Origin of the sequence: Sulfuricurvum sp. (assembly GCF_041651515.1) — a bacterium.
Classification (GTDB): Bacteria; Campylobacterota; Campylobacteria; order Campylobacterales; family Sulfurimonadaceae; genus Sulfuricurvum.
Map to the genome: position 1 here is coordinate 214,926 of NZ_JBAZJF010000002.1, position 24,102 is coordinate 239,027.

Here is a 24,102-nt window from a genome sequence, read left to right on the forward strand (position 1 = left end):
AATCAGATAGTATAGCCTAAGCTTTGGGCTGGTGTAAAGTAAGACTCCCCATTGGCAAGCCGGCGGAGTATTTCCCCTCTGGGGAGCGGACGGCTGAGATGGTACCCTTGGAGGGTATCCACCTGTGAGTCGATGAGAAAATCAAAATGGGATAGCTCTTCTACCCCCTCAGCAGTGACGTTCATCCCTAAAATATGCGCTAAGTTAGACATGGCTTCTACGATGTGGCGGTGCGATTCAACATCGAATAAGGAGAGGATAAACGATTTGTCAATTTTGAGGGTATCGATGGGGAGTTGTGCCAGATAAGCAAATGAGGAGTATCCCGTACCAAAATCATCCAGGGCAATTTTTACTCCTCCCTCTTTAAGCTGTGTGAGCTGCGCTTCGGCAATTTGGATATTATCCATAACGGCACTTTCGGTCAGTTCAACTTTTAAATACTCTGCGGGGATAGAATGTTTATCGAGGTATGCTAATAATTCTGCGGCAAAATGCTCTTGATGGAGCTGTTTCGATGAGACGTTTATGGCCACGAAAAAAGGTTCAGAATGAATTTGACGTACAGTTTGAATGAAATCACAGGCTTGATTCAGCACGTGATGCCCGATACGTAAAATATCTCCATTGGCTTCGGCAACCGGGATAAAGATATCCGGAGAAATAAATCCCTCTGTTGGATGAGGAAGCCGAAGGAGCGCCTCATATCCTGAGAGTTTAAGTGTCTTAGAGTCTATAAGAGGTTGGAAATAAAGCTCAAAAAGATCATTGGATAGCCCCTCACGAATGAGTGACTCGACATGCAAGAAATTATGAATTGCCCGTTGCATCGAGGTGTGATAGTAGGCAAATTGATTTTTTCCCTTACTTTTGGCTTTATACATCGCGGTATCGGCATGTTTGATTAAATCTTCCCCTAGAGAGGCATCTTCTGAATAGAGGGCAATACCGATCGAAGCAGAGAGGAAAAAATCGGTTTCATTGAGTGTGAACGGATTTTTAAAGAGCTGAATCACGCGAGTGCAAAAATGGCCCACCTCAATCGGATCGGCGTTGCTCAATAATAGGACAAATTCATCTCCCCCGAATCGGGCGCAAAAATCACTCTCTGCCATACTCATTTGCAACCGTTGGCCAACTTCGATCAAAATCTGATCTCCTATTTCATGCCCCATCGTATCATTAATATTTTTGAAGTTGTCCAGATCAAGAAATAACAAAGCAAACGGGGTGTCAGGAGAGTGTTCGATACGATTATCAAGTTGAAGTTTGAGTTTAGCACGATTAGGCAGTTGGGTCAGAGGATCGTGATACGCTAAGAAAGTGATCTCTTCACTTTGAGCTTTGGACTCTGTGACGTCGCGGGTAACTCCGATGAAAAGATGAAGAGCCGGATGGTGGTGAATTCGGCTGTTGATCCATCGCAACTCTCCGTTGGCTTGATGAATACGAAAACGGATCTCCTGTGATAATCCGGGAGAGAGGGTTTCAAAAAAGGTTCTGACTAATGCCCGATCATCAGCATGAATCTGTTGCTGCCATAAGGACTGATCGGCTAAAAAGGTCTCTTTGTTATAACCGAATATGGATTCTACCGCATCGTTAACATACTGCAAGGAGAGGGTTTTGTTGTCAATGTACCAAATGACTTCGTCAATGCTCCCTAATATCTCTTCGAGCTCCTGATTCTTGGTATTGAGAAGAGTTGAAAGTTCCTGCGCCTGACATTCGGTGAGTTCTTTGGAGTAGCGAAGCTCTTTGTTGAGGCGATTAAGATCGGTGAGATTTCGGACATTGACAAAAAAACGGATGTGTTCATTATGACGAATCATCCGAACACTTTTTACGGTAGAGACAATTGATCCGTCACTGTGGGTAAAATCGGTTTCGGCATCGAGTGATTTCCCCTCTTGCATTACTTTAGCGATACAAGAGGGGAAAACATCAATATCAGAGAGTAAGCTAAGTATATTGAGACCAAAAAGTATTTCGGATTTATACCCAACCAATTCGGAAAAAGCTTCATTGGCGAATAATATAACCCCTCTCTCATCGACGATCAGGATTCCATCAGGCAAATAATTTAAGACATCGTAAAAAGGGATTTCAGTTTTCATTTTTTCCCAGAAAGTGATTTTTTCGTGATATGTTAGCGTCTCACGAATTAAATGTTTCTTCTTAGACTGGATTATTATGAGTAATCTAGAACTAAACTACCTTTGGATATAATCGCGACATTTTTAACCTTCATTAAAAGGCTTTTTTTATGGTTCAAGTTACCAATTTGACAATGCGCTTCGGTAGCCGCATACTTTTCGAGGGGATTAACCTCAAGCTCGACCGTCACAAACGTTATGGCCTTATCGGTGCTAACGGTGCAGGAAAAACAACATTTCTCAAAATTCTCTGCGGAGAGATCAAAGAGTACGAGGGAGATATCTCTATCGAACCGGGTCTTCGGGTCGGGGTTTTGGGGCAAAATCAGTTCGCGTTCGAAGATTACACTATCGCCGATGCAGTATTATGGGGAAATAAACGTCTTTTTGATGCAATCAAAGAGAAAGAACTTCTCTATACGACGGGCGATTTTGAAGACGACGCGGTCAATAACCGTCTTGCTGATCTTGAAATGATTTGTGTGGAAGAGGATCCTACCTACGAGTACGATGTTCAAATCGCTAAAATCTTGGAAAATGTCGGTATCGCTGCCGAAAATCACAATGATTTGATGTCAACGCTCCCTTCTTCGGAAAAATTCAAAGTTTTGTTGGCACAGGTGCTTTATCCGAAACCGGATGTATTGTTCCTCGATGAGCCTACCAATAACTTGGATATCGATACGATCGGATGGCTAGAATATGAGCTCCAACGCCATGAGGGGACGATGGTTGTTATTTCGCACGACCGTCACTTCATCAATTCCGTTGTGACCAATATTCTTGATGTTGATTACCAAAAAATCCGCGAGTTTACCGGTAATTACGATGACTGGTATATGGCATCAACGCTGATTCTCAAGCAAGCCGAAGCCGATCGCGGCAAGAAATTGAAAGAAAAAGAGGAGCTCGAAGCGTTTGTTCGCCGTTTTTCGGCCAATGCGTCAAAAGCAAAACAAGCAACCTCTCGCCAAAAGAAACTGGATAAACTCAGTATCGATGATGTCAAACCTTCATCCCGCCGTGATCCGAGTATCGTATTTAAAGCTAAACGCCCAATGGGAGACGAAGCACTTACGCTTTCCGATATTTCACACAGTTATGACGATTTAAATGTCCTTCACAATATCAATCTACAAATCGTTCCGGGCGAAAAAATTGCCATTATCGGTGCGAACGGTGCGGGTAAATCGACGTTGTGTAAAATTATCATGGAAGAGATGAAGCCGACCAGCGGAACCGTGAAATGGGGAGCGACCATCGAGCCGAGTTATTTCCCTCAGGACACCGCCGATAAGATCAAAGGGATGGAGACGCTGTATGACTGGCTCCGTGCATTCGATCCAAAGCGTGAAATCTCTGAAATCCGTAACTGTCTTGGGCGTATGCTCTTCAACGGCGAACAACAGGAGAAAAGTATCGAGAAAATCAGCGGGGGTGAAAAACACCGTATGATGCTCTCGAAAATGATGTTGGAGGGGGGGAACTTCCTTGTCCTCGATGAGCCTACCAACCACCTTGACCTCGAGGCGATTATCGCATTGGGAGAAGCACTGTATGAATTTGATGGAAACGTTATTTGTGTGAGCCATGACCGTGAGTTACTCGATGCATTCGCGGGACGTATCATCGAGCTTCATTTGGATGGAAGCTACATCGATTTCACAGGGACGTATGAAGAGTTCGCTGAGGCTAAGGCCAATGGTACACTATAACGGATACGTCGGACTTGGAGTTGCGGGCAATTTTGCCCTTCATCTCGAACAAGCAGGTGAGAGTGCCGATTTTAAAGATGTAGTGAGCGAAGATCCCAACGGTCCCAAAGGGATGTTCCCTTTTTATGTTCCCGGACGGGAAGGGCAGTTGGGGGTTTATCCGATTAGCTCAGATACCATTCTCCTTCCAAACGAAGCGTGCAATGTTCAGCCTGAACCCGAAGTGGCTCTAATCTGCGATTTAATCTACGATGGTGAGGGAAAAGTAACCCAAATCATACCGAAATTTTTTGGGGCGTATAATGACTGCTCTTTACGCAAAGAGGGGGCAGCTAAAATAAGCCACAAGAAAAACTGGGGAGACTCTTCCAAAGGGCTATCTGAGACGCTGATCCCTATTGATTCATTTGACAAGGGGGGCGTGATGGATACGTATCGTATCGCCTCTTTTTTACGACGTGATGGAAATCTGTTCCGTTATGGCGAAGATGTCGAATTGCTCGGGTACAGCTATTTTTATGGCAAACTGCTTGATTGGATGATACATCAGATCAATACACAAACCGATTTTGGTCCTCTAGAACCGATCAGCGATTATCTTAATGCTGCCGGATTACCGCGTCAGGCAATTATTAGTATCGGTGCGACCCGTTATACCCATTTTGGGGAGACCAATTTTCTTCAGGAGGGGGATGAGGTGATTGTTGTTATTTATAACAATGCTCTTTATTGCATGAACCCGATACTGATGATGGCCAATCGCGGCGGACTTGATGTGACGGGAGTGAGTGCCCTCGTTCAAAAGGTTGTTCGTGCTTGAAAACGGTCTTTATCGCCATTATAAGGGTAAACATTACGAAGTGATAGGGATCGCCAAACACTCCGAGACGGGGGAAGAACTCGTCGTCTATCGCCCCCTTTACGGGGCGCGCGGACTTTGGGTACGGCCGCTGAAAATGTTTAATGAGACCCTTTCCGGCGGAGTCAAACGATTTACCTATTGCGGAGAGGTAAAATGAGCCGAGGGACAAAGCTCACCCTTGATCTCGGGGCCTCTTGGAATGAGGGGTGGAGCATGGAAGAGGAAAAATCCTCACAGCCCATCACGCTCCTTGACCCTTTCGCGCACAGTCTCGTATTCCAAAAAGAGAAACGTCGTGGGAAAGTCGTCACTCTCGTCGGTCCCTTCAGCCTCAGTGATGCCGATGCCCAAAAAACACTCTCCTCCCTCAAAAAGTCATTGGCTTGCGGCGGAGCCTATAAAGAGGAGTGGATGGAGTTTCAGGGCGAAATTTCCTCCAAAGTACGAGAACAGCTTGAAAAACTAGGGTTTAAGTTCAAAAATCCTAAATCATAACGTATTGGTAAATACCACTTGATTGCGTCCCCGCTCTTTGGCGGCATAGAGATTGGTATCGGCGGTATGCATTAATGCTTCATCTCCCATAAGTCCCGTCGGGATAACACACACTCCTCCGATAGAGACTGTCAAAATCTGAGCGATTTTAGACCCTTTATGCTCCATTTGCAACCCCTCAATATTAGCACGTATTTTTTCTCCCATCAATCGGGCATTAGCGCAATCGGTTTCAGTGATAATAACACCGAACTCTTCTCCTCCCAAACGAAAGGGATGATCTCCCGGTCGTTGTAATGTGGCTTTGAGTATACGTGCTACTGACTGGAGGGCGATATCTCCTTGCAGATGTCCATACGTATCATTGTATTGTTTGAAAAAATCGATATCGAGCATTAAAAAGACAAACGGCTTTCCGGCTCGTAATGCGCGTTTAAATTCTCGTTCATAAACAATATTAAAATAACGGCGGTTGAACAAGGCCGTCAATGAATCGGTATAGGAGGCATGTTCGAGTTTGAGATTGAGATGTTTGAGGGTCTCTGTGGATTCGATCAATTGACGCTGCTGTAATTCGATACGGGTAAATATCATCCATGCAAGCCCCATAACAAAGCCTAAAATTACGCAGAGTAAAAGGGCTAATTGCATCAGTGAATTTTGATGCTGTGTCAGTATCAGGGAGTGTTCATAACGTGCAGCAGCATTTTCATAGTGAATAAGTTGATGAATAGTGGCGTGGATCGATCCGATATTATCTGAGAGAATAGAGAGCGATACGGGCTGCGGATCTTGAGGAGAGAGGATGACTCCTCGAATCTGGAGAAAATAGCTCCGCATGCTTTCAATTTGAGATTCGGTGTAATCGACGTAGGGAAGCTCTTCGGGGCGTTTATCATGGGAGAGGTAGTTTCCCCACATCTGATCAACCGTATCAAGCCCCAGCGTGATATTTTGCGCCGCTTGTTCATTGCTGATAAGATTATGGCTCCAGAGGTAAACGGTACTGCCAAGTTTACCGTGGTACGTGTCGGTGATAGATTCCAGTTCACCAAGAGGAAGAAGGGACCCAAAATAGAGGGTGTCGACGTGATTTCTCATGGACCTAAGATTGAAATATCCCACCAATCCAACAACAACAAGTCCAAACCCTACGACCAGTAACAAATAAAGAAGTTTGGTTTTGAGGTTGAGTGATTCCACGTGTCGGTTAATCTCTTATTATTGGATAGTTATCCTAAGCAAACCCTATACCAAAAGCCATTACAATTGGACAACAATAATCGGGAGAAAGAGTATGGCAAAACGGATCATAAAAGACGAACGGATTAAAACAATTGTCCATAATATTGCCGAGGATTTTCGTTTTTCGCATGAGACGGGAGATTATGCGCTGTTATTTTACAAAGCGGACACCGAAGGGTTATTGCGTGGAGGGGATATTGATTCGATGATAGAATATTTATCGACCGGACTCACGGAGCTTCAGGACAATATCCAGTGGCGACGGGAGTTTTTGAGCGAGAATCCCGGCGTCGACGAGATGCGGATGCTCGAAAATCTCGGCGTGATCGAAAAAGAGTATATCGATCTACTCGAATTTTTACGTTAATAGCCAATATAGCCCTCGTACTAAAGCGTAGACAATCAACGCTATCAGTCCGAAGGTGACAATTATACGTATCAGAAGAAAAATGAGAAAACGACCCATTTACTGTTTTGATTTATAAGGCTCTAACGGGATTTTTTTGCCGATAGCATATTGAATCCCCCCTTGCAAATCAATAACGTTATACCCTAATTGTTTTCCTAAATAGGTCCCCAGGGTTCGAGAACGACTGCCGCTATTACAAATAACGGCAAATCTTTCATCTTTTTTGACTTTTTTATTGAGCTCCGCTAAAAAAGCATCCATATTATAATTGCCGCGCTCATCAAAAAACATGATAGGGATAGACCCTTTTACCAATCCGGTTGTTTTCCACTCACCGGGGGTACGGATATCAATGATTTTTATTTTTGAGTCGATCAACTTTTGATCAATAGGTTGCGCTGTGTAATCGGCCAAAAGCGATGTTGCGATAAGGGACAGTGTTAGAAGCCATTTCATCATAAGAAAACCTTTTACTCTCTATTTTATAGCTATAATTATAACTAGTAATCATTAACCGAGGGTGCATGGGCGAATCTAAAGCAGAAAATTCAAAACGACTTCGATATATTCGATTGTTGGGCCGTTTTATCAACGGAATCCTATCGTATTTGGCTAAAAGCGATAATCCTACGAAAGAGCAGTATGACCAAAAAGTGGATATGAATTTTCGGTTTTTGGAAAAAAATGAAGCGGTCAAACTTTATAAAGATGAGTATATGGTACTTGAAGCGTTAGGTCAGAAAATTCTTGATTTTCGCAGCAGTGATACGGATATTGAGACCATTAAAGAAGAACTCTTTTATGCTCAAAATCAGTTGGAAAAAAGGGTAAATGCCCGCAACTACAAAAAATCAAAACACGATAACCATGCTACAGACGGTTGGTAATTAAATAATTTCTAAATGTTCCAAGAGAATTTTAGTTCCCAACCCGATGAGGATAAGCCCCCCGAGCATTTCCGCTTTACTCTCCAGCAATGACCCCAATTTTTTCCCAATATACACTGCTACCATACACAAAACAAAGGTAACGAGTGCAATCATTCCCGCTGCGGCGTAAATATCGCTCTGTAAAAAGGCAAACGTCACCCCGATTGCCATCGCATCGATACTTGTTGCGATACCCAGTGTGATGAGAGTTTTAGCAGAGAGATCGGTGACTTCGTCATCAAATTCATTTTGGTACGCTTCATAGAGCATTTTCCCCCCAAGTCCTACGAGGAGAACAAAAGCTATCCAGTGATCATACGCTTGGACGTATTCGGCAAAATTGATACCGATAAAATATCCCGCGATGGGCATCGCCCCTTGGAAAAATCCGAAAACGGCGGCGCTAATAAGGGCTTTTGACACTGAAAGATCTTTGTATTTTGAGCCGATGGCGATCGACACGGCGACAGAGTCCATCGCCAAAGCCACGGCGAGGATAAGAAGGGTTTCATTCATAAAAAATCCAGAAAAATAGGTGGCGAATTATACCCTTTTAAGGGAGACGGTTAAGATGCGATTTGACATCACCGAGACGGACGAAACTAAACCCTTGTGCTTTGAGTTTGGCAACACCCTCCATGATCCCCTCTCGGGTACCGCTTTCAGGGTGGTTCATGTGAAAAATCACAATATCGCCGCTGTGGGCACTTTCTAATTGTTGCGCCACTTTGGGTGCGCTAAAGGTTGCCCCTGCATCCCCCAAAACACTGAACCCTGCTATTTCTACCCCGTTTTGGTGAGCGATTGCAACCGCTTGTTCATCATAATAAGCGGTACCGGAGCGAAAGAATAGGGGTCGTTTACCGGTGAGTTTTTCGATTAAATCACCGTTACCATTAATTTCGCGAGCAACCTCTTCGGGGGAAGCGGTGCCGGGGATATTGTAAACGCTTTTACCGTTGATCGAGAGAGGATGGTGTGCGGTACCGTGGTTAGCGATTTCAAATAAAGAATTTTCCGCCAGACGTATGAATATTTCAGGATTGCTTTGAATCCATCGTGAGTTGATAAACAAGGTGGCGGGGATATGGTTCTCAATCAAAAAATCGATCAAGCCTGCATCAAACTGAGAACTTTTTGCACTTCCTCCGCACGCATCGAAGGTGAGAGCAATCTCTTTTTTATCGGAGTAAAATTTGGTTACAACCCCGGTGACATTTTCTCCCCATTGAACGGGTTCGTGTCCATACAGTGAAGCGAAGAACGCTATAGAGAAAGCGAGGGCTTTAAGCATCGATTAAAATCCTGAGGATTGAGATGTGCGATTGTAGCATATTTGAAGGGCTATTAAATGTTGGCTGTAACGTAGAAGTCTCTCGGCTAGAGGAGAATTTCTACACGGTTGCGTCCGTGCTCTTTCGCTTGATACAGGGCATCGTCAACTCGTTTGATCAAGCCATCCAAATCATCCTGCGGTTCAAACGGGGTAACTCCGAAACTTACAGTCAGTTTTCCGACCGGTTCAAAAGGGTGTTCTACGATTTTTTGACGCAGTTTTTCCGCTGCCTCAGCGGCAGTCGAAGCGTTAGATTGCGGCATCAGGATCATGAACTCTTCGCCTCCCCAGCGGGCAACGATATCTACGGTACGAATATTAGACTTTACCAAGGTGGTGAGAGTCTGCAGAACCGCATCGCCCGCATCATGCCCGAAGGTGTCATTAACCCGCTTGAAATAATCAATATCATACATGATAAGAGAGAGCGGGGTACTGTAGCGTTTGGAGCGTTCGATCTCTTTTTCGAGCTGCGTATTGAATTCTCTTCTGTTGGCGATACCTGTGAGAGTGTCGGTCGTAGCCAGACGCTTTATCTCCTCTTCGATCTGTTTGCGCTCGGTAACATCGTGTTCCGTTCCAAAGTACCCTTGTAACGTTCCCTCCTCATTATACAGAGGTATTCCACTGGTTTCGAGGATAACCTTATGACCATCCTTATGAAGATTGGTATTTTCTAGAAAAGAAAAAGGTTTTTGCTCGCTGAGAATTTTCTTGAAAATTTCTCCGACGCGTTCGGCTTCTTCTTGCGTCATGAAATCGAAGGGAGTTTTACCGCATATCTCTTCAGGGGTATACCCCAAGAGGTTGTAAACGTTCTCTCCGGAATATACATAGGTACCATTCTTATCGACTTCCCAAACCCAGTCCGTTGTTAATTCGGCAAGATGACGGAAACGCTCTTCGCTTGCTCGTAATTTCAGCTCCATGTGTTTGCGTTCGGTGATATTCTCCCACATTCCAATCATATATATCGGTGTACCATCTTCACGTACTATTAATTTTAGGGAATCTTGTATCCAAATATACTTACCATTTGCACTCTGCCAGCGGTATTCGTAGGTGTGAGCCCCTTTTTCAAACAGATACTCCATCTCCGTGGCAACCTTTGCTTTATCATCGGGATGGATATGTGTGAGCCACAGATCAGGTTTTTCCATGAACTCTTGGGGTGTAAATCCGGTGAAAGAGAGGACGTTTTCCGACATATACATTACCGCATAATCCCCCTCAGCACGACAGCGGTAAACTGCGATCGGCAGCGAATTGAGGAGAATGGACAATTGTTCGTGAGCGTCCTTGAGCGCTTCTTCTGAGTGCTTGCGTTCGGTGATGTCCTGTATGGTTCCAATCATTCTGATAGGTTTCCCCTCCTTGTCACGGAACACTTCCCCCTGCTCATGCACATGACGTATCGTACCGTCGGGGAGCAGAATGCGGTGATCTATGCTGTAAGGATGATTTCCCATTTGGTCAAGTGTCTTACGGATATCCGTATCCACGACTTGTCGATCCTCCGGATGTACGGTTTGCAAAAATGCCTCGTAAGTTGCTCCGAATTGTTGAGAGGTGAGTCCGAAAATGCGGTAGACTTCATCCGACCACTCCAGGGTGTTGGTGAGTATGTCCCATTCCCAGTTTCCGAGATGGGCAATCCGCTGTGCTTCGGTCAGAATGGCAGTGCGTTGAGCGACATCTTCTTCCAGCTGCATTTGGTGGTATTCGAGGACATGATCCCGCATCTGAATTTGTTCCAGCATAGCATTAAACCCCTCTGAGAGGGTTCCCAGTTCATCGTGGCTGTTTAACTCAGAACGGAGGAGAAAGTCTTTGTCCTGCGATACTTTTTTCATCAGAGTGACCAGATATTGAATGGGGTCGGTAATGGTTGGAAGGAGCAATAACAGCATTATGATGGCGATCAGAAATGCTCCTACGGCTGCGGCAACGAGTATCAAAATATTCCATGCCAGTTTCTCGTATACCGGTGCCATACTGGAGCGGACATGGAGCATACCGATCCGTTCTTGTTTAAATACGACCGGGATAATGATTTCGATGTATTGGGCGGTGTGGATATGGTATTCGCTTTCCACCGGATAATGGTGGTGGATGGGCATTACTTTTCCCGGTTGAACGTAGAGGGCAAAATCGTTTCCTTGGCTATCGAGGATCCCTGCAAATTCAATACTGTCGATATTGGCCAGTGCGCTTAGTGTATTTTTTGCCTCTTCGCGGTTGTTTGAAAGAAGCTCCTCCGTGCTATTTGCTGCGATAATCGACGCGTGGGCAGAAATAGTGTGTACCAGCTCTTCACGCAGCATGAACCATTGCATGAGGGTTGATAACACTATGGCAAATAGTGTTGCTTGTGTGGTTGCCAAGAAAGCGATATAAATGAATTTTCGGACGATGGAGGCGTTTTTGAACCAAGCCGGAAAAATCATCTCATCTCTTTTTTACAACGGTAGGTGTATGGTAAATATATATTATTTCGACGCATTCCTAAAATCCTAATTATTACAATAAATGATTGTATCATAGGTTTTTAGGAAGTGTATGTGATCCTTTTCTTAAAACTATTTAACTAAAACTTCATTCCGTTTTTTCTTTGACGAAGCCCGCACTCTGATTTACTTTTTCTTTGCTCCACTCTACTGCGGTTGAGGTGTCTTGTTTAACACCATGCCATGTTGCACATCCTGTAAATAGGGCTAAAACCGTAATGGTAAAAAGGGATTGTTTCATTTTTGTACCTCTCAAATTAAAGTGAGAAAATTGTAACCAAACAATGTTAACCGCCAAATATCTTATCAAAGACAAAGCACTAATAATGCTTTGAACTTTGTAAAAAAAGGAATTAACGACCCCCTCTTCCTCCGCCACCGCCCATACCACCGCCAAAGCCGCCACCCATACCACCGCCGTTATTCATCCCTTTTACCGGGGTATTTTCTGGACGGTTGTTGAATTTTTGTTTTTGTTCCTGCGTCATCGTCTGATAACGGTTTTGAAGCTCATTATGAAGCTGCTCCCGCTCTCTTTGATTGGTCATTGTCCCGCGTTTTTCTAAAAGCTGGTCCGTATTCATATTACGAAAGCTATTCTGTGTTTCGTTTTGCACACGCTCACGCTCTTGCTGCATGCTTTGTTGGGTCGTTTTTACTGCTGAGTCTGATGCTTCCGCAAATGCAAGTGTTGAGATAATGGCAGATGCCGACATTAAAGTGATAAATACCTTCTTCATGATAATGCTCCTAAGTAAAATAAAATGAGGGAGAAAGAAGTATTGCAAATCTTTCTCTTTTAAGCGAATAGTATATTGAGAATGAATTATTCGCTGTGGGAAGCTAGAATCGCTAAACGAACGAGTTCCGCATCTGCAGCCATTTGCTCATTCGTTATGCCTGCCGGATTACTTACACCTAAAATCGTGTTCATAGCAATAACAGTATTAGCAGTAATTGCTTTTGTTTTATCCGAGGCGCTTCCCAAGAAAATTGCTGCTTGAACTGCAGCAGTACCACCGCCAATTGCTGGAATAGAGCCATTTTTCAACAATGCTTGATACAATGCAAGTGCTTGTGTCGGTGAGTCGACACGGACAATCGCTACATTATTGCTGTTATTAATCGCAGCAACCGCTTCACCCAATGTTTTTGTGTATAGAGACCAATTGGTTGTCGTTGATAATGCTTCTGCTAGTGCTTGATCACGAGTATGCTGAGGCGCACGAGCGACATTTAGGCGACCGTAATCACCTTCTGGTATCCCTTCCGAAGACCATATCGGTTTACCTTTATTGCCGCTCGTATCAGATTTGCCTTTTTGATGGTTATCCGAATCACCTTTGTATACAGCATCTTTTCCGCCTTTGCCTTTATCGGAACCGCCTTTGCCTTTGTCAGAAGATCCGCCTTCGCCTTTATGCCCGCCGGTTCCATGACTTCCGCTTCCTCCGTCTTCTTCTGCAAATGCATTGGATGCAAAGCCGTTAAAGTTCATAGAAGCAGGCGCAATTAAGGCTGCTGCAAGAACCAAACTACCTGCTGTAATAACTTTTGTAATGAATGATGATTGTGTTGCCATGGACAACTCCTTTTATATTTGATATTTAATTCTACAAATCCTATATGAGATTCTTATGAGATTTTTTTATATTTTTGGATAGTGATATAAAGATAGTTAAACTTTCTGATATAAGTAAAAAGGATGAAGGGAAAAACAACAGATAGGGGGAATTTCAAAACGCTTTTAAGCGTTTTGAAACGAGTTAAAAGTGGTAGCCTAGACCAAAACGGAAGAGGCTTTCGTCATTTTTGTACGTTAAGATATCAGGAGTAGAGGTTCCGGTAACAAAACTATAGGAGCCATATTTCGTATAGCTGTAATCCATTCTCATAAAGAGAGCTTTGTTGAATGGAATTTCGGTTCCGAGTCCAATACGGGTACCCATAAGGGTATTGTCTTGATCTACCCAATTGTTATTGTTTGCACTTCCTTTGGTATATTCTGAACTAAATTTGGTATCGACGCGCCCGACGCGCCCATAGAACATTGAGCCATTTTTAAGCACATAACCCAGACGGACACTCTCTCCGAATCCCCCTTTTTTGTGGACATAGTAATCGCGGCCGCCGGTTGCGCCAGATGTTTGTCGGTCATGATGCCATCCAAACGTGCTCGCTTCGGCTTCGAGTTCCGCTCCGAGATACCAGCTGCCGAATGTGTGGCCGTATCCGAGGAAGGCGCCGCCGGTCATACCATCAGCCCCAAAATCAGCGATAAGGGATGTGCCATCACCATGATAGGCATTAACCTCCGTGTTGATCGGTCCTTGGCCGATCATTGCTCCGACATACAGACCGTCGAGGTAGCTCGGATCGATGGAAACCGTTTTGGCTTCGCTTGCTGCCCCTCCGAAATTCCACCCGAGCCCAAGTTTGAAGGTGCCGCCGCTAATATCGGTAGAGTCATTGCGTAAAAGCGTTCCGTCAGCATTGATGAGAGGAATGGAGTAGCTTTTATAATCAGTATAGGCATAATCCATCCGTACAAAAAGATTATTGCCCATCGGGATGTCGGTCCCCATACCCAGACGGAAACCATTTATTGTTTTGTCTTGATCAACCGTATAATATTGACCCGAAGTTGTCGAACCGGGAGCTGCATCGAGAGCTTCGATATAATTGTTAAATTTGGTCCGTGCTAAACCGACTCGTCCATACAATAGTGCACCATTGTCAAGCATGTATCCCGGACGAAGAGAGAGGGCAAATCCATTCTTTTGCCCGATAGTGAAAAGAGTATCTGCAACATGATCATGTGAAAGTTTTGCGTTGCTTCGGTCAAATTCCCCCTCTACCCCTAAATAGATATGTTTAGAGAGCATTTGGCCATAGCCGCCGAACAGACCGCTGATAGTCCCCAATTCTCCGAATTCGCCATTATCATAATTGTTTGGATTGCTGGTCCATGGATCACGATAGCCGAACGTCGCGGCATTGAGACTGTTGACACCGACTGCTCCCCCTGCGTAAAAGCCGGTAAGGGTATTGCTAAACGGCGATGCGAACAACGACCAGCTTGGATAGCTCACAACCGGCGTTTCAGGTTGTGCACGTGTTCCAAAATCTGTCCCCAGTGTAAAATAAACGAGATTATTATCATAATCAGCATAATGGGTAATAGCAATGTAGTTCGGATCAGTAGCAGTTGCGCTCGAAGTACGTTTACGGTATTTGTAATCGGCGGCAGCGTAGATAGCATTTGAAAGATACATTTTAGCACCGACACCCGCTCCGGTATAAATATCATCCCGATCAATATCATTGTACTGGCTCCATTGGCGAGTAAGCGATGCGTTTAACGAAAGATCATTGGAGAGACGGTGATCAATACGGCCGCTTAATGCCGTATTTAAATATCCCGATGAACCGCTAATCGTCGTCTCTTCGAGCGAGCGGTCAAGGTTCATGGAAAATGTGGTCCACGGAGTTGTTTTGTATTTAATATTGAATCCATAATCGATGGCACTCACGTACTTGAAACGGGTATCATCGTAGTTTTGACCGATGCGCCCTATATAGGCTTCCCCTTTAAGAGAATCGGAAGGCTCATACGTCATCCCCACAGCGGCATTAAATCCGTGTGAGTTTCGGTTGTAGATACCGAGATTATCGTAAATACGGTTATCTGCAGCACCCTGAGCAAATAAATCTAAAGTGTCGGATGCAGTGAAGATTAACCGTCCTCCAACCAATGACTCTTTGCGATCACGTAAGTTACCCTCATAGATTCCCCCTCCGATAAGGGGGAGGTTATCATAATTAAGTTTTGATACCGAGCCGCCTACGCGTAACGCTAAACGGTCATTAAAGGTGTGGTACACTCCTATATTGCCACCTGTATCTGTATAGCGTATTGGACCTGTCAATGTACCTGTTTGGCTAATTTCCACGGCATCAGGAGATGACCGGTCTTCGTGACTATGTGAGAAATTCACGCCTCCATAAAGGTTTGTCGAATCAGTGATATCGATTCGCCCTTTTCCATAAACCCATTCGTCATTTGTATTTTCATTTATAAAACGATGATAACGATTTATGTCAATGCCGCTTCCGACTTCGAGACTATGATGGTTAAAATTGGATTTGATCCGCATTTCAGGGGTAATAGTAAGAACCGTATCCGATACCTCATTTTTACGTGAAGCATAAATATTATCATCGTACAGTACTGTCGTCGATAATGCCGGGTAAAGGAGAAAATTTCCGAGAGGAATTCCCCCTTTTGCTTCTTCTTTAGTAATAGTATGTGAAATTTGCTGAGCCGGATCTGTAGGCCTTGGCGGTGTAGTGGTATTTATGACACCGCTTTGAACGGCCTCACCAGCTTGATTTCCTTGCTGTGATTGATTTTGGGTTTGCTCATTCGATGCCGCTATAGCATTGGGCACTAATATAAGAGCTGCTGCGAAAGAAAGGCCGTAACTCATAGTCGCGATAGATCGTATCATTGAGGATCCTTAATAATTATTCTACAAGGATATTCTAGTAACAGGAAATGAGATTTTTATAGTATATTTAGAACAAAGTGTGAAAAATATGTTTAGTAACTTTATTTAACTGAGATCCATTATATATCCTACACCGCTGACATTGGTCAGGAGATGCGGATAAGTTTTTATACGAATACTGCGAACCAATGTGCGAAGAGCATCCATGCTCATGCCCGTTTCTTGCCATACGAAAGTTTCTATAGTCGAATAGGGGACAATCTTTTGTTTGTTTTTTAAAAAAAGTTCGAGGAAGAGATACTCTTTTTTAGATAATTGAATCGATCGATTGTCGGGGCTATTCACCATTTTATTGATCGGATCATACATAAATCGCTCATGCAGAGAAATAGAGGATATCGGCTGGTGATAAAGTACCCTTTTTTTGGCTATTTGAACTGCATGAAGCAACTCGGATTTTTTAAAGGGTTTGATCAAACAGCGGGTGATTCCTAGATTAATAGCGTGGAGTAAAATTGCTGGATCGGCAAGCGCTGTGATCATAATAATAGGGGTCATAAGCTCTTTTTGGCGAAGGCATCGGATGGGCTCCAACCCACTTTTATCGAGTACATGGTGATCGATCAATGCAATGTCGACTTTTTTGGTTTGAATAAGATCACAGGCGACAGCCGATGACTCCGCATTTAAAATATTTAGGCCACTGTTCAGTAATAATGGGGTATTTTTTTGATGGCTTCGAGTATCAGTGTACACATAAAGAAGGTTCATATCTTTGATATTAATCATGAAAATGTATTCTCTTTTTGGCTAAAACTTTTATTTGAAACCATTTTATTACTTACTTATAATATTTTAATGAGATCCACTTTCTTGTTGTACCATCTATTCTATAAATGCATTTTATAACCGAGACCATTATTGTTTTCGATGATCTCTTTGTAGGTTTTTTTACGAAGGGCTCGTACTAATGTGCGGAGGGCATCCATACTCATGATAGTGTCTTGCCATACCAGTATTGCTATGGCATCATAAGAGATAATTTTATTTTTATTTTTGATAAGAAGTTCGAGGAGAAGGTACTCTTTTTTGGATAATTGATGCGTTACCCCATCCGGACCGTTGATCACTTTATTGATAGGGTCGTAGCTAAATCCGTTATCGAGACGGGTAAAGGTTATCGGATGGCAATTAATTGCTTTATTGATAGCGGCTTAAAGAGCATTGAGGAGCTCGTACTGCGGATATGGCTTGACTAAGTATCGAGTAATATCGAGATTTATCGCTTCGAGCAGCATATTTTGGTTGGTATACTCAGTTGTGATAACTACGGGAGTGAGTACCTCTTTTCCTCGAAGACAGTGGACGAAGTCTATGCCGCTTTTATTAGGAAGTTGTTCATCTAATAGAATAATATCAACTTCATGCATCCGAAAGAGGTTACACGCATCCAGTGTATTATCAGTTTCAATAACCTGCAATCCATTTTCGCGCATCAGCCGCGTAATTTTCTGACGGACTTCTGGATCATGTTCGATATAGAGGACACTTAAGTTTTGGGATGTAAACATTCAATTGCCTTTATTTTCTAGCGCAAGTACAAATAATAAAATGCGGTTTAATAATGTTAATAAAGACTAACGAGACTAATGCAATCCCTTATTATACGTCTTTTAAAAATATTCTAACAATAAATAATGAGAAAAAAATGTGAATGTGACGTACTTGTTACTGGTATAAGGGGCTTTAGCGGTCGCAATCACGTGCTTTTCCAAAGATACATCGACCGTTAAAAATGAGTTTGCGGATGAAAAAGAAGAGGAAAATAGCGGCGATAATCCCACTTATAATGGCATGAGGAATTAAACCGTGTGATAAAAAGGAGAAGGTAGCAATGACAAATACAATAGTTAGTAGAAAACACATATTGCTATAGTACTCTCTTTTTTCTTTGACGCTATCAGTTGCATTGATAATCCTGCCTCTCACTATGAATTTTAGTCTTTTAGTCTATCTCGAATAAGAAGAAATTCTGGAAGATTGTTAAAAAATATCTCAACAAGTACAGGGTCAAAATGCCTGCCGCTTTCCTGATGAAAGAGTTCCAAAATTTTTTCAAGCTCCCATGCTTTTTTATAAATGCGGTCGCTACCTAGCGCATCAAAAACATCGGCAATAGCGACGATGCGACCATAGATATGAATTTCTTCGCCTTTAATCCCTCTTGGATAGCCTGTTCCATCCCATTTTTCATGATGTTCATAAGCCACTATTGCTGCCGCTTTCATAATAGTTCTTTCTGAGCTTTTTAAAATATTATGTCCTATATCCGTGTGCGTAGTCATGATCGCCCACTCATTGGCGGTAAGTTTTCCAGGTTTATTCAATATATCATCAGGGATGCCAATCTTACCGATATCGTGCATAGGCGACGCGGCATAAAGGATGTTTGCCTCTTCTTCATCCATACAAGATTTAATCGCAAGCAGTCTTGCATATTCAGCCACTCGCTTTACATGGTTGCCCGTCTCTTTACTTCGTGTTTCAGTAATCTCTCCCATCATATATATTACTTCTCTTTGCGTTTCAACAATATCTTCTTGCAATAGCAAAAGTTCGGTAACATCGTATTGGATGCTCATATACTCAAGTATCACATCACTCTTATCTAGGATGGGAATTATGGTGGTATCAAGAAAGAAAAAATCACCTGTTTTATTTTTATTTTTAATAATACCTTTCCATATCTGCTTTTGCTGAATGGTAGACCAAAGTTCTTGGTAGAATGAATTTGGTGTAGCCGGATCGCGTAGTGGACTATGTGTATTGCCAATAAGTTCTTCATTTTTAAAACCCGTTATTACCTCATGCATTTTATTAAGATAGGTGATAACGCCTTGGGTATCGGTACGGGCATACAATGCAGATTGTTCGATTGCTCGTTCATATTGAGTGAGCAGATACATCTTCTCTTCTAGACTATGACCGTTTTCTTGAAGTTTTTTTTCAAGCAGTTCTTTGAGTGCTTCAAGTTTGGTGATATCATGACGTATGGCAATGTATTCAACGATGTTTCCTGATTCATCGGTAAGAGGAAATATTGTGGCTTCGACAATATAAGAGGAGCCATCTTTTTTTCTATTTTTGAATTTTCCTTTCCAGATTTCGCCCCTGCTAATGGTTTCCCATAATTCTTTAAAAACGGTTACTGGCATATCCGGATGTCGAATAATATTGTGTTTTTTACCGATCAATTCTTTTTTGCTGTATCCGGAAATGGATTCAAAAACTTTATTAACATACGTAATGCGACCCTCTGTATCTGTTTTTGAAAGAATATTGGTTTGATCAACGACTGTTTTATATTGCTCAAGTAATATTTTTGAGCGTATTTGTTTTTGATAATACATTCTAACAATATAAAGGATAAACAAAAAGGATAGAAACTTTAGGAATTGCTCGGTATAAAGCTTGTTAATATAGTTATCTTCACGTTTTGAAATAATATATCCGACATGTCTTTTTTGTAAATCATAAATGGCGACGAAAACATATACACTGCTTGTATAGAGACCATTTAAATGGTAAAGGGCAAATGAATTTTCATTATCCAATTGATGATTAATCTGATTTTTAAATGGGGTAAATTTTTCTGAATTAAATATAGAGGTATTATATGCCTTGTTGTGTATAACATACATTCTGTCAAAAAAACTTTCATAGTAAAAAGTATCAGGTGTTACAATGGTTTCCTCTTTTACAAGGTGATTACGCCTAATCGCTATACTGTATTGTGCATCAAGATTTTTATCCATCAAGTTGAGAAGGTCTTCTTCATCGATTCCAACTTCAAAAGATCCTATATATTCATCCTTATGAAAAAGGGGATAAAAATAACGGAGCCCTTCGAATAATCTCCCCGCTTCATAACCGGTAAGTTCAGTTTTATAGGTATGTGTTTTTTTACCTGTAGGTATTACACTATGAGGCGCTTTATCATTGAATGAACATATAAATTGCCTACCATCTTTGAAGTTCACTACTAGATGCTTTATCCCTTGTGCTTGCATCTGTACATGAATAGGGAGTAACAAATGATTAATACGCACCTGTGCATCATTAACATTCAATGAGCCATTTGCAACTTGTTTTAATATGTCAGTAAGTGATGGCAATTGTACAATTTTAGATGCCCAAAAATCTGCCATACTTTTATATGACCTGACTTTGTCATTGTATTGAAGCTCAAGATTATATATATTGTCTTTGAAGTAGAACGACTTTTTATATTCAAATTCACCATACAGGAAAATGATTGCAAAAAGAGTTATGATCAGGGCTACTTTATTAAAAGTATTCTTCATGAAAATATCCTCGTATGCTAGATGCTCCTTCGATAGGCTATGTTCTAAATTTTTCGAGTTGAACATCAAGCTGTTCGGTCATATGATGTAAATGATCCGCAGCGGCTGCAATCTCTTCAATACTACGAGAATTAGCAGTGGAAAGCGTGTTAATGGTATCAATCGTTTCAATAATTCCTTGCGTTTTTTTCACGTTTACTTCGGAGCTTGATACGAGCTTGCTGACGGTGAGGGCGGTCATATTAACAATATCAACCGTTCGATTCATTTGGCTCTCTACATTGGAAGCGGAGTCGCCGAGTTCACTTATTTTTATCGCATTGGTATTCATTTGTTCACTGATATCCATAATGCTTTGAACGATGATATTGATGGTTGCGTTGGTCTCTATAAGGCTTTTTTGGGTTCGTTCTGCGAGTTTGCGTACTTCGTCGGCGACAACCGCAAATCCTCGTCCATGCTCTCCCGCACGGGCTGCTTCAATAGCGGCATTAAGGGCTAATAAATTCGTTTGATCGGCAATATCTCCGATGGTGGTAAGAACGGCTTTAACCTGATCCGCCTCACGGCTGAGGTGGCTAAGCTTCTCATTAAGCTCTGATTCGATAACGACCGATTCATGCAGTTGTGATGTCATCGCAGAAAGAGCATATTGGGCATCCGAAAGATTCTGCTGCGCTTCCATGACCTCTTTTTGAGTCATGCGTACATCATTTATAGAGGTATCCAAATCGTGTTTCATCGATTGGGCTTCGTTAAACGTTTTGACGGTTACTTCGGATTGATGTTCTGCCCGTTTGCCGATGGCTAATGAGGTGCTGCTGAGCTCTGAAGAGACAGACATATTTTCGGTAGAAGCTGATTTGGCGGTAGCAAGCGCATTACGGACTGCAGTGATCAAGGTATTAAAACTATGCAGTGTCGCTCCCACCTCGTCTTTAGATGTGACAGGAACCGAACGGCTAAAATCTTTGGTTTGTGAGACATCATCCATGGTTGTTTGCAGATGCCGCATGGCTCCTGTGATGGAACGGGCAATGACCATGGCTAATCCTATGGTTACAATAAGAGTAAATAGGGACATAACGCCCATAATGGTTTTTGCAAGGCTATTTCCATTAAGGGCAGCTGTTGAGGAGGCTGAAGCCATATCAATATTGTATTGAATAACCGTTTTAAGTTTATCCATTGTTGTTAGGCTTTGGTGCCCTGAAAATGCTTCTTGAAGAGGTTTGATAATAGCAAAGAGCCGAGCCTGATCCGCATCGGTGTGCGGGTGTGTGAGAGGTTCTAACCCCTCCGATAACAGTTTATCATTGAGTGCTTTCCACTTGTCAAATTCAGCTTTAAATTCAGCGTAAAGTTTTTGCTCTTTATCGTCGCTGGGAAGTGACTCATAGGCTTTAATCCCCTGATTGAGTTTTTCCATCCCTTGTTCTCTTTGTTCGAGAACTTTGGAAAATTTACCCGGATCGTTATCCTCACGATCAACCCAAATACGAAGATAGGCCACCCGTTCGGCCATTATCCCCTCATCCATTTCACTTAGGGCAACAATAGATGGCATATTGTTTTGCGTTAATGTTTCAAGCGAATCATGATCCGTAGAGAGTCCATGCCAAGCTGCTATACCGATTATGGTAATGCCGATGGCAGTAACCGTACTTAGGAGCTTCAGCCTAGCACTTATTGTCAGTTGTTCAAGAAAATGTGTCATGTGTTAACCCCGATTTATTCATGGAAATAATTTTTATAAAACAGAAAGTTTGCATTGTATCCTTTGAAGTGTGAAGTTAGTGTGAACAAAGGTTTTTGTTAATATTCTGTTTATGTTTCCTTATCAATATTGATATATGATTACACGTTTAAAATAATATGAATTCATGTTTCGTATAATAAAAAGCATGATTTAATCAAAGACAATAATGAATATTTCAGTCGTAATCATTGTAAAGAATGGTGCATCAACCTTAGCACAGTGCTTAGATAGCTTAGATTATTTTGATGATATTGTTATTTATAACAATGGATCAACAGATGATACCGTCGCAATTACGTCTCATTACAAGAATGTAAATGTTGTGGAAGGTGAATTTATTGGTTTTGGTTCGACGAAAAACATAGCGGCAACCTATGCAAAGAACAATTGGATTTTATCAATTGATGCAGATGAAGTTTTGAATGAGGTAATTGTTCAAGAAATATTGAATCTATCAAATGATCCTAAGATTGTATATTCTCTCCTTAGAAAAAATTTCTACAAACAGACTGAGATTCGACATTGTTGGGGAAATGATGAAATTGTGCGTATTTATAACCGAACACTAACACATTACAGTTCTGATAATGTACATGAATATGTACTGACCGATGGATTGATTATTCAAAAATTACACGGCTATTTTAGTCATTTTACCTATCAAAGCATTTCAGAATTTATATTGAAAGTTGATCTTTATTCAACTTTGTTTGCAACTGACAATGTTGGGAAAAAGAATGCATCACTTTTGAAAGCACTACTCAATGCAAAATATGCTTTTTTTAAAACTTATTTTCTTAAAATGGGATTTTTGGATGGGTATCCTGGACTTATAATCTCTTTTTCTCATATGGCTACAAATTTTTATAAATACATGAAACTTTATGAAATGAATCTCGAATTGGAAAAATGGACCAACAGTAACAGCAAATAATCAGATAGGATAAATGGATGGGTGGAGCTTAAAGTGGTTGAAAGTATGTAGAATAGGGGGAGGTAAATGGTGACTCCAAGGGGATTTGAACCCCTATGACCAGAATGAAAATCTGAAATCCTAACCATTAGATGATGGAGCCACTTATAAACAATAAAAAGAAAAACATGGTGTCCCGTGATGGATTCGAACCATCGACCCCTTCATTAAAAGTGAAATGCTCTACCAGCTGAGCTAACGGGACATGTTTGTTCCACGACTTTGTGGACGGGAATTATAGCGGCTATACTCTTTTTTGTCAATAGTATAGTCGTTAAAATAGTACAAAAAGGGAGAAAAGAGAGTTTTGGAGACAATAGTTGAAATAAATTAAGAAGAAAAATCATAAAAAAGCTTTTTTAGACACAAATATGACATGTCGATAAGATACCGTATTATTTAACGGTTAGCGAGTCTCCGAAAAAAAGTTCTCTATTGTTATCAAAATTGGTTACCAACGTCTCGAAGCATCCGGCCATTTCCCGAATGGTTTCGATGTTAGGTTCAATATAAACTTTATTCCCTTTTTTTTCTACGGTGATAATTTTGGCCTCTTTGAGTTCTTTGATATGGGCGGAAATTGTCGGAAGAGAAAAATTAAAATGTTCTGCGATGGTGCTGACACACGTTGCGATAGGATTAACCTCAACCCCGGGCTGTTTTTTATCCAAAGAGCAGGTATATCCTCCGGTAAAGACATTCTTGAAAATCAAAAAGCGGGTCTCATTGCTGAGTGCTTTGAAAATCTTGAGCTTTTGTTCCATATCGAGCATGTGAATCCTTGACAGATTGATTTTATTATTATACCATATAAGGTATTTAGTTACTTAGCTAATATCCT

At 41.9% G+C, this 24,102-nt stretch carries 23 protein-coding genes, 2 tRNA genes and 1 pseudogene; 7 read left to right on the forward strand and 19 right to left on the reverse strand.

What is annotated here, in order from left to right; all coding sequences use genetic code 11:
• Positions 1-2: 2 nt before the first annotated feature.
• Positions 3-2,117 (reverse strand): EAL domain-containing protein, encoded by a 2,115-nt coding sequence (locus WC407_RS04230; RefSeq protein ID WP_373021325.1) that lies wholly within the window; start codon positions 2,115-2,117, stop codon positions 3-5.
• Between the two features lie 149 nt (positions 2,118-2,266).
• Here WC407_RS04230 and WC407_RS04235 point away from each other — a divergent pair, with 149 nt between their 5' ends.
• Genes WC407_RS04235 through WC407_RS04250 form a run of 4 tightly spaced genes read left to right on the forward strand, consistent with a single transcriptional unit; the run spans position 2,267 to position 5,228 of the window.
• Positions 2,267-3,871, forward strand: a complete 1,605-nt coding sequence (locus WC407_RS04235; RefSeq protein WP_373021326.1) for an ABC-F family ATP-binding cassette domain-containing protein — start codon at positions 2,267-2,269, stop codon at positions 3,869-3,871.
• Positions 3,858-4,691: a DUF5718 family protein gene (locus WC407_RS04240; RefSeq protein WP_373021327.1), complete on the forward strand. Its 834-nt coding sequence runs from the start codon at positions 3,858-3,860 to the stop codon at positions 4,689-4,691. Before WC407_RS04235 ends, WC407_RS04240 begins: the two co-directional genes overlap by 14 nt.
• Complete coding sequence (locus tag WC407_RS04245) at positions 4,684-4,890, forward strand: DUF1653 domain-containing protein (protein ID WP_373021328.1); 207 nt, start codon at positions 4,684-4,686, stop codon at positions 4,888-4,890. Before WC407_RS04240 ends, WC407_RS04245 begins: the two co-directional genes overlap by 8 nt.
• Positions 4,887-5,228, forward strand: coding sequence for a translation initiation factor (locus WC407_RS04250; RefSeq protein WP_373021329.1), 342 nt, complete (start codon positions 4,887-4,889; stop codon positions 5,226-5,228). The genes WC407_RS04245 and WC407_RS04250 overlap by 4 nt, the downstream gene beginning before the upstream one ends.
• Here WC407_RS04250 and WC407_RS04255 read toward each other — a convergent pair.
• Positions 5,223-6,431 (reverse strand): GGDEF domain-containing protein, encoded by a 1,209-nt coding sequence (locus WC407_RS04255; RefSeq protein WP_373021330.1) that lies wholly within the window; start codon positions 6,429-6,431, stop codon positions 5,223-5,225. The genes WC407_RS04250 and WC407_RS04255 overlap by 6 nt on opposite strands.
• A gap of 94 nt (positions 6,432-6,525) precedes the next feature.
• Between WC407_RS04255 and WC407_RS04260 the strand changes: the two genes are divergently transcribed.
• A complete protein-coding gene (locus tag WC407_RS04260; RefSeq protein ID WP_373021331.1) occupies positions 6,526-6,840 on the forward strand; it encodes a hypothetical protein in 315 nt (104 codons plus the stop codon).
• Between the two features lie 99 nt (positions 6,841-6,939).
• On the opposite strand, the gene WC407_RS04265 is transcribed toward WC407_RS04260, so the two are convergent.
• Positions 6,940-7,341 carry a rhodanese-like domain-containing protein gene (locus WC407_RS04265; RefSeq protein ID WP_373021332.1) on the reverse strand — a complete coding sequence of 134 codons (402 nt, stop codon included), beginning with the start codon at positions 7,339-7,341 and terminating at the stop codon, positions 6,940-6,942.
• A 65-nt stretch (positions 7,342-7,406) separates the two neighbouring features.
• On the opposite strand from WC407_RS04265, the gene WC407_RS04270 reads away from it, so the two are divergent.
• Positions 7,407-7,769 (forward strand): hypothetical protein, encoded by a 363-nt coding sequence (locus WC407_RS04270; protein WP_373021333.1) that lies wholly within the window; start codon positions 7,407-7,409, stop codon positions 7,767-7,769.
• On the opposite strand, the gene WC407_RS04275 is transcribed toward WC407_RS04270, so the two are convergent.
• From WC407_RS04275 to WC407_RS04335, 13 genes and pseudogenes are all read right to left on the reverse strand, one after another.
• Positions 7,770-8,327, reverse strand: coding sequence for a manganese efflux pump MntP family protein (locus tag WC407_RS04275; RefSeq protein WP_373021334.1), 558 nt, complete (start codon positions 8,325-8,327; stop codon positions 7,770-7,772).
• Positions 8,328-8,364: 37 nt separating this feature from the next.
• On the reverse strand, positions 8,365-9,105 hold the full coding sequence (locus WC407_RS04280) for a polysaccharide deacetylase family protein (protein ID WP_373021335.1): 741 nt from the start codon (positions 9,103-9,105) through the stop codon (positions 8,365-8,367).
• An 86-nt stretch (positions 9,106-9,191) separates the two neighbouring features.
• On the reverse strand, positions 9,192-11,594 hold the full coding sequence (locus WC407_RS04285) for a PAS domain-containing protein (protein WP_373021336.1): 2,403 nt from the start codon (positions 11,592-11,594) through the stop codon (positions 9,192-9,194).
• Between the two features lie 148 nt (positions 11,595-11,742).
• On the reverse strand, positions 11,743-11,895 hold the full coding sequence (locus tag WC407_RS04290; protein ID WP_373021337.1) for a hypothetical protein: 153 nt from the start codon (positions 11,893-11,895) through the stop codon (positions 11,743-11,745).
• 112 nt (positions 11,896-12,007) lie between these two features.
• Complete coding sequence (locus WC407_RS04295) at positions 12,008-12,394, reverse strand: hypothetical protein (RefSeq protein WP_373021338.1); 387 nt, start codon at positions 12,392-12,394, stop codon at positions 12,008-12,010.
• Positions 12,395-12,480: 86 nt separating this feature from the next.
• Positions 12,481-13,236 (reverse strand): hypothetical protein, encoded by a 756-nt coding sequence (locus tag WC407_RS04300; RefSeq protein ID WP_373021339.1) that lies wholly within the window; start codon positions 13,234-13,236, stop codon positions 12,481-12,483.
• Between the two features lie 184 nt (positions 13,237-13,420).
• Positions 13,421-16,165, reverse strand: a complete 2,745-nt coding sequence (locus WC407_RS04305) for an outer membrane beta-barrel protein (RefSeq protein WP_373021340.1) — start codon at positions 16,163-16,165, stop codon at positions 13,421-13,423.
• 105 nt (positions 16,166-16,270) lie between these two features.
• Positions 16,271-16,954, reverse strand: a complete 684-nt coding sequence (locus WC407_RS04310) for a response regulator transcription factor (RefSeq protein WP_373021341.1) — start codon at positions 16,952-16,954, stop codon at positions 16,271-16,273.
• A gap of 101 nt (positions 16,955-17,055) precedes the next feature.
• The gene (locus WC407_RS04315; RefSeq protein WP_373021342.1) at positions 17,056-17,295 is read right to left on the reverse strand and encodes a winged helix-turn-helix domain-containing protein; all 240 of its coding nucleotides are present in this window, start codon (positions 17,293-17,295) and stop codon (positions 17,056-17,058) included.
• An 84-nt stretch (positions 17,296-17,379) separates the two neighbouring features.
• Positions 17,380-17,736, reverse strand: coding sequence for a response regulator (locus WC407_RS04320; RefSeq protein ID WP_373021343.1), 357 nt, complete (start codon positions 17,734-17,736; stop codon positions 17,380-17,382).
• Positions 17,737-17,911: 175 nt separating this feature from the next.
• Entirely contained in the window at positions 17,912-18,091 is a 180-nt protein-coding gene (locus WC407_RS04325) for a hypothetical protein (protein ID WP_373021344.1), read from the reverse strand.
• Between the two features lie 71 nt (positions 18,092-18,162).
• The gene (locus WC407_RS04330; protein ID WP_373021345.1) at positions 18,163-20,529 is read right to left on the reverse strand and encodes an HD domain-containing phosphohydrolase; all 2,367 of its coding nucleotides are present in this window, start codon (positions 20,527-20,529) and stop codon (positions 18,163-18,165) included.
• A gap of 205 nt (positions 20,530-20,734) precedes the next feature.
• Positions 20,735-22,222: pseudogene (locus WC407_RS04335) on the reverse strand (methyl-accepting chemotaxis protein); the annotation flags it as partial.
• A 232-nt stretch (positions 22,223-22,454) separates the two neighbouring features.
• On the opposite strand from WC407_RS04335, the gene WC407_RS04340 reads away from it, so the two are divergent.
• A complete protein-coding gene (locus WC407_RS04340) occupies positions 22,455-23,222 on the forward strand; it encodes a glycosyltransferase family 2 protein (RefSeq protein WP_373021346.1) in 768 nt (255 codons plus the stop codon).
• A gap of 67 nt (positions 23,223-23,289) precedes the next feature.
• Here the strand turns inward: WC407_RS04340 and WC407_RS04345 are convergent.
• The 3 genes from WC407_RS04345 to WC407_RS04355 all read right to left on the reverse strand — a co-directional run bounded on the left by WC407_RS04345 (position 23,290) and on the right by WC407_RS04355 (position 24,034).
• Positions 23,290-23,364: transfer RNA gene (locus WC407_RS04345), tRNA-Glu, on the reverse strand.
• Between the two features lie 26 nt (positions 23,365-23,390).
• A tRNA-Lys gene (locus tag WC407_RS04350) sits at positions 23,391-23,466 on the reverse strand.
• Positions 23,467-23,656: 190 nt separating this feature from the next.
• Positions 23,657-24,034 (reverse strand): ArsR/SmtB family transcription factor, encoded by a 378-nt coding sequence (locus WC407_RS04355; protein WP_373021347.1) that lies wholly within the window; start codon positions 24,032-24,034, stop codon positions 23,657-23,659.
• Positions 24,035-24,102 lie beyond the last annotated feature (68 nt).

Excerpts from the sequence above, each read along its gene's own strand:
- WC407_RS04275 (WP_373021334.1), bottom strand. The coding sequence starts at position 8,327 with ATGAATGAAACCCTTCTTATCCTCGCCGTGGCTTTGGCGATGGACTCT.
- WC407_RS04290 (WP_373021337.1), bottom strand. The coding sequence starts at position 11,895 with ATGAAACAATCCCTTTTTACCATTACGGTTTTAGCCCTATTTACAGGA.
- WC407_RS04310 (WP_373021341.1), bottom strand. The coding sequence starts at position 16,954 with ATGATTAATATCAAAGATATGAACCTTCTTTATGTGTACACTGATACT.
- WC407_RS04285 (WP_373021336.1), bottom strand. The coding sequence starts at position 11,594 with ATGATTTTTCCGGCTTGGTTCAAAAACGCCTCCATCGTCCGAAAATTC.
- WC407_RS04305 (WP_373021340.1), bottom strand. The coding sequence starts at position 16,165 with ATGATACGATCTATCGCGACTATGAGTTACGGCCTTTCTTTCGCAGCA.
- WC407_RS04330 (WP_373021345.1), bottom strand. The coding sequence starts at position 20,529 with ATGAAGAATACTTTTAATAAAGTAGCCCTGATCATAACTCTTTTTGCA.
- WC407_RS04325 (WP_373021344.1), bottom strand. The coding sequence starts at position 18,091 with ATGTGTTTTCTACTAACTATTGTATTTGTCATTGCTACCTTCTCCTTT.
- WC407_RS04230 (WP_373021325.1), bottom strand. The coding sequence starts at position 2,117 with ATGAAAACTGAAATCCCTTTTTACGATGTCTTAAATTATTTGCCTGAT.
- WC407_RS04270 (WP_373021333.1), top strand. The coding sequence starts at position 7,407 with ATGGGCGAATCTAAAGCAGAAAATTCAAAACGACTTCGATATATTCGA.
- WC407_RS04355 (WP_373021347.1), bottom strand. The coding sequence starts at position 24,034 with ATGCTCGATATGGAACAAAAGCTCAAGATTTTCAAAGCACTCAGCAAT.
- WC407_RS04265 (WP_373021332.1), bottom strand. The coding sequence starts at position 7,341 with ATGATGAAATGGCTTCTAACACTGTCCCTTATCGCAACATCGCTTTTG.
- WC407_RS04250 (WP_373021329.1), top strand. The coding sequence starts at position 4,887 with ATGAGCCGAGGGACAAAGCTCACCCTTGATCTCGGGGCCTCTTGGAAT.
- WC407_RS04340 (WP_373021346.1), top strand. The coding sequence starts at position 22,455 with ATGAATATTTCAGTCGTAATCATTGTAAAGAATGGTGCATCAACCTTA.
- WC407_RS04260 (WP_373021331.1), top strand. The coding sequence starts at position 6,526 with ATGGCAAAACGGATCATAAAAGACGAACGGATTAAAACAATTGTCCAT.
- WC407_RS04280 (WP_373021335.1), bottom strand. The coding sequence starts at position 9,105 with ATGCTTAAAGCCCTCGCTTTCTCTATAGCGTTCTTCGCTTCACTGTAT.
- WC407_RS04240 (WP_373021327.1), top strand. The coding sequence starts at position 3,858 with ATGGTACACTATAACGGATACGTCGGACTTGGAGTTGCGGGCAATTTT.
- WC407_RS04320 (WP_373021343.1), bottom strand. The coding sequence starts at position 17,736 with ATGTTTACATCCCAAAACTTAAGTGTCCTCTATATCGAACATGATCCA.
- WC407_RS04235 (WP_373021326.1), top strand. The coding sequence starts at position 2,267 with ATGGTTCAAGTTACCAATTTGACAATGCGCTTCGGTAGCCGCATACTT.
- WC407_RS04300 (WP_373021339.1), bottom strand. The coding sequence starts at position 13,236 with ATGGCAACACAATCATCATTCATTACAAAAGTTATTACAGCAGGTAGT.
- WC407_RS04295 (WP_373021338.1), bottom strand. The coding sequence starts at position 12,394 with ATGAAGAAGGTATTTATCACTTTAATGTCGGCATCTGCCATTATCTCA.